The organism is Pseudomonas sp. AG1028 (assembly GCF_007993955.1).
In the GTDB taxonomy this organism is placed as follows: Bacteria; Pseudomonadota; Gammaproteobacteria; order Pseudomonadales; family Pseudomonadaceae; genus Aquipseudomonas; species Aquipseudomonas straminea.
Window position 1 is genome coordinate 233,601 of the sequence record NZ_VIVP01000004.1, and the last position, 4,156, is coordinate 237,756.

3 protein-coding genes are annotated in these 4,156 nt (G+C 57.7%); 1 reads left to right on the forward strand and 2 read right to left on the reverse strand.

Features of this window, described 5'->3' with window-relative positions:
- The first annotated feature begins 207 nt into the window (after nt 1–207).
- Nucleotides 208–846 (forward strand): response regulator transcription factor, encoded by a 639-nt coding sequence (locus FB481_RS08300; protein WP_093505045.1) that lies wholly within the window; start codon nt 208–210, stop codon nt 844–846.
- 24 nt (nt 847–870) lie between these two features.
- On the opposite strand, the gene FB481_RS08305 is transcribed toward FB481_RS08300, so the two are convergent.
- Both FB481_RS08305 and macA read right to left on the reverse strand, forming a co-directional pair.
- Nucleotides 871–2,868: a MacB family efflux pump subunit gene (locus FB481_RS08305; RefSeq protein WP_147175921.1), complete on the reverse strand. Its 1,998-nt coding sequence runs from the start codon at nt 2,866–2,868 to the stop codon at nt 871–873.
- Between the two features lie 2 nt (nt 2,869–2,870).
- Nucleotides 2,871–4,019 (reverse strand): macrolide transporter subunit MacA, encoded by a 1,149-nt coding sequence (gene macA, locus FB481_RS08310; protein WP_147175923.1) that lies wholly within the window; start codon nt 4,017–4,019, stop codon nt 2,871–2,873.
- Nucleotides 4,020–4,156 lie beyond the last annotated feature (137 nt).

The following is a 4,156-nucleotide window of genomic DNA, read 5'->3' on the forward strand; positions in this document are numbered from 1 at the left end:
GGAGGAACTAAGGCGCGTAACCGAGCGGAGCTGGTTTCAAAGTCGACGTCAAGTGGTCACAACACCAGGACTACTCTGGCACGGCATGGCAATAGCCCTTTCATCGCTTTCCGAATCTGAATGCCAAGCGAATCACACCAAAATGACCAGCAGGTCATATAATCACCTGACAACAAATTCTCAGTTTTGAATTCATGGATGAAAATCATGCCTTATCGTCTGCTGCCACAGATAGGTAGAGCGATTGCCAGTATTGGAAGCAACCAGTTCACCATTGCTCTTCACAATCTGATCATGGAAAAACTGGGCGTGGATGCTGCCCACTTTCAGTCGATCGCTCTCCTGGCCTCGCCCAATGAGCCCGAGCAAACGCTTGACGACTTGATAACATCGAACAGCGGTCAATTACCGCCTGATAGCGCCTCGCGCCTGCGCATTCAAGAAAGCACCGAACATTTCCAGCACAGCATCGTGGTATTCCGCCAGGAGCCTCTTGGTGATGAGGAGGCAAACCAACTCAATCATCTAGCCCCATTGCTGTTTTCACTACTCGAACAACATCTGCAATGCCAACGAAGCCGTGCCGTCATTTCCACCAGTATCGAGGAGCGTTTTCAAGAGCGCTTACGCGTAACGGGCATGAAATTATCAGAGCGCGAAAAACAGGTTTGCCTGGGACTGCTTGCAGGGCATACAGCCCCGCAGCAGGCCGAGCGTCTTAAGCTTACCGTCAACACAGTCGGCAGCTACATGCGCCGCGCCACGGCAAAGCTCGGTATCAGCGGCCGGAACGCACTGATGCGCTGGCTGTATGAATCATCCGACACCATGCCGTCAGCCAACTAGGGTCTTATAACCCTTGCAAGACTCTCAATCCCGGGCTAAGGCATTGATTGGATCGAGCCGGGCAGCGTTGCGCGCCGGCACGAAACCAAACAGAACGCCTATCAGCGTCGAGCAAGCGAACGCAGTCACCACCGACAGTGGCGAAAACACCATCTCCCATTGGCTGACCACCAGGGTGAATAGGTAACCGATGGCATAGGACAAGGCGATACCAATCACTCCGCCGATCAGGCAGACCATGATCGCCTCGACCAGAAACTGCTGGCGGATGTCCGACTGTCGCGCCCCCACTGCCATGCGAATGCCGATTTCGCGAGTCCGTTCGGTTACCGAAACCAGCATGATGTTCATCACCCCAATACCACCAACCACCAGCGAGATCACCGCGATCAGCGACAGCAGCAGAGTCAGCGAGCGGCTGGTCTTATCGACGGTCTGCATCACACTGTCCAAGTTGTTGGTAAAGAAGTCCTTAGTGCCATGGCGCTGTAGCATCAATGCATTGATGCGCTCCTCAACGGCCTTGCTGGGCATACCGTCTTTGACCCTTACGCTGATACTGTCCAGATGCCGCTGGCCGAGAACGCGCCCAGCAGCCGTCTCATAGGGCATCCAGACATTCAATGTGTTGCCTGCGATGAACAGGTTCTTGTGATCGGCAGTCACGCCAATAACCGTACACGGCAATTGGCCAACCAGAATTACCTGGCCGAGCGGGTTCACATCCGGACCGAACAGCCGCTGCGCGGTGTTGTGGTCCAATACCACCACCTGGGCCTGGCGCCGAGCGTCCTCGTCGCTGAAGCTTATTCCGGCGGCGAGTTGCAGATTGCGCACCTGGAAGTAACGGCTGCTGACGCCATTGAGCTGGGCGTCAACGTCCAGGTTGCGGTAGCGCAGCAGCATGCTGCGGCCTAGCACCGACGTGGCACTGTCGACGTAATACAACTGATTGAGCGCGACCACGTCTGCTGGCAGCAGGGTTTCAATCGACTTGGCCCGACTATCACCGAAATTGCTGCCGGCGTAGATGTCGATGGTATTGCTGCCGATTGCTTGAATATCCTTGAGCACGTAGCGCTTAGCACCCTCGCCAATGGCCGAGATCGACACCACCGAGGTGATTCCAATGATGATTCCGAGCATGGTCAGCAAGGTGCGCATACGGTGTGAGATCAGCGCGATCCAGGCCATGGCGAAGGCTTCACGGAACAGCCCAAGGCCGACCCGCCAGCCGCGTTGGGGCGCAGCCTCGGCGTCAGGCTGCGACAACGCTGCTACTACAGGGACATTGCTTCGGTCGCTGACGATCTGCCCGTCACTAACCTCGATCACCCGGTCGGCATGCTCGGCGATCTTCGGGTCGTGAGTGACCAGCACCACCGTATGTCCGGCCGCGTGCAGCTCGCGCAGGATGCTCATTACCTCGCGGCCACTGGCGCTGTCCAGCGCACCAGTCGGTTCATCGGCGAGTATCACCTGGCCACCGTTCATCAACGCCCTGGCGATACTCACTCGCTGCTGTTGACCTCCGGAGAGCTGGCTGGGCCGGTGCTCCAGATGCCCGCCCAGGCCCAGCCGAACCAATAGTGCCTCGGCACGCTGGTTCCGCGCAGTCTGCGCGGTGCCGGCATAGATCGCCGGAATTTCCACATTGCTCATCGCATTCAGGTGCGGCAACAGGTGGTAGCGCTGGAAGATGAAACCAAAGTGGTCGCGGCGCAGCGCCGCCAGAGCGTCGTCATCAAGGGTGCGAGTCTCACGCCCCTTGACCCGGTAACTGCCTGCGCTGGCGTGATCCAGACAACCGAGGATGTTCATCAGCGTGGATTTGCCCGAGCCTGAAGAACCGATGATTGCCACCAGCTCTCCGGCATAAATATCCAAGTCGATGCCGCGCAAGGCGTGGAACTCACGGTCACCGGCCATGAAGCAGCGGCTCACATCACGCAGCCGCAGCAACGGTTCGTCGGTGTTCAGGGGGTGGTTATCCAACCCCTGAAGGTCAACCTTCTGATTCATGCTCAGCTCCCCGCCGCCAGCGCCTGCGGGTCGGCGATCACCACGCGCTCGCCCTCCTTGAGCCCGTCGCGGATTTCTGCCTGCACGTTGTTATTGATGCCGACTTTCACTTGGCGCGTCTGTGCGAAACCTTGCGCATCCAGCACCCGCACCTTGTGCGTGCCATCGCCATTGCTGGCCCCGAGTGCGGCAACCGGTACGTTGAGCGCATCGGTAGAGGTGTCGAGCACGATACGCACCTGAGCCGTCATGCCGATGCGCAGGCGCTGATCGGGGTTGGGCACGTCGAACAGCGCGTTGTAGAAAACTGCTGCATTCTGCCGCGTCGAGGTGCTGTTCTCGGTTTCCAGATAATCTTGGGGTGCTGGTTCGGTGCCTCGCAGTGTGGCGTAGTAGCGCTTATCGTCACCCAGAATCGTGAAATACACCGCCTGCCCTGGGCTGATATGGATCACATCGGCTTCAGATATCTGCGCCTTGATCGTCATGGTGTCCAGATCAGCCAGTTTCAGCAGCACTGGCACCATCTGTTGAGCAATGACCGTTTGGCCTTCCTGAGTCACGATGCCCACCACAGCGCCATCAATGGGGGCGACGATACGCGCGTAATCCAGATTTACCTTTGCGGTATCGATTTGTACTCGGGCACTTTTGATCTTTGCGTCTAACGATCCAAGATTGGCCTCAAGTACCTCGTAGTCTGATTCGGCCTTCTCGAAATCCTGACGCGAAACGGCCTGATCTTCCTGCAGTTGTTGATACCGCTCATACAGCCGCTTGGCCTGTTTCACCTGCGCCTGGGTCGAACGCCGCTCCGCCTGCAACTGCTCCTCGTCGACCTCGGCCTGGCGCAGGGTATTGCGCAAGACCAGTGGATCTATCTGTGCGAGCCACTGGCCCTTTTCTACCTTGTCGCCCAACTTCACCTTTAGAGACAGCAGCTGCCCGGATACCTGCGCGCCCACATCCACCTGCCTGACGCCTTCCAGCGTACCGGTGGCCAGTACAGCATCCTCGATATCAGCACGGCTAACTTCAGCAGTGATGTAATGCGGTGGTTTGGCTGGTGCACTGATGGCGTAAAGCACCACGCCTGAAAAAACGGTCAACGCCGCTACCCACCCGATAAGCCGCTTTTTTGATTTGTTCATTTTTGCCTAACTACCCTGTAAAAAGCGCTGCCCGCCTGAACCGAGCAGCGTCTGACTGTCTGTAGCGGTGCCAAACCGCGCCGGGCAGGCGCGGGTGACGAGTGACCACCGTTGTTATTACCGCTAAGGTCAATCGC

Bases quoted from the DNA above. Each gene is read 5' to 3' on its own strand.
- FB481_RS08300 (WP_093505045.1), top strand. From the start codon at position 208: ATGCCTTATCGTCTGCTGCCACAGATAGGTAGAGCGATTGCCAGTATT.
- FB481_RS08305 (WP_147175921.1), bottom strand. From the start codon at position 2,868: ATGAATCAGAAGGTTGACCTTCAGGGGTTGGATAACCACCCCCTGAAC.
- macA (WP_147175923.1), bottom strand. From the start codon at position 4,019: ATGAACAAATCAAAAAAGCGGCTTATCGGGTGGGTAGCGGCGTTGACC.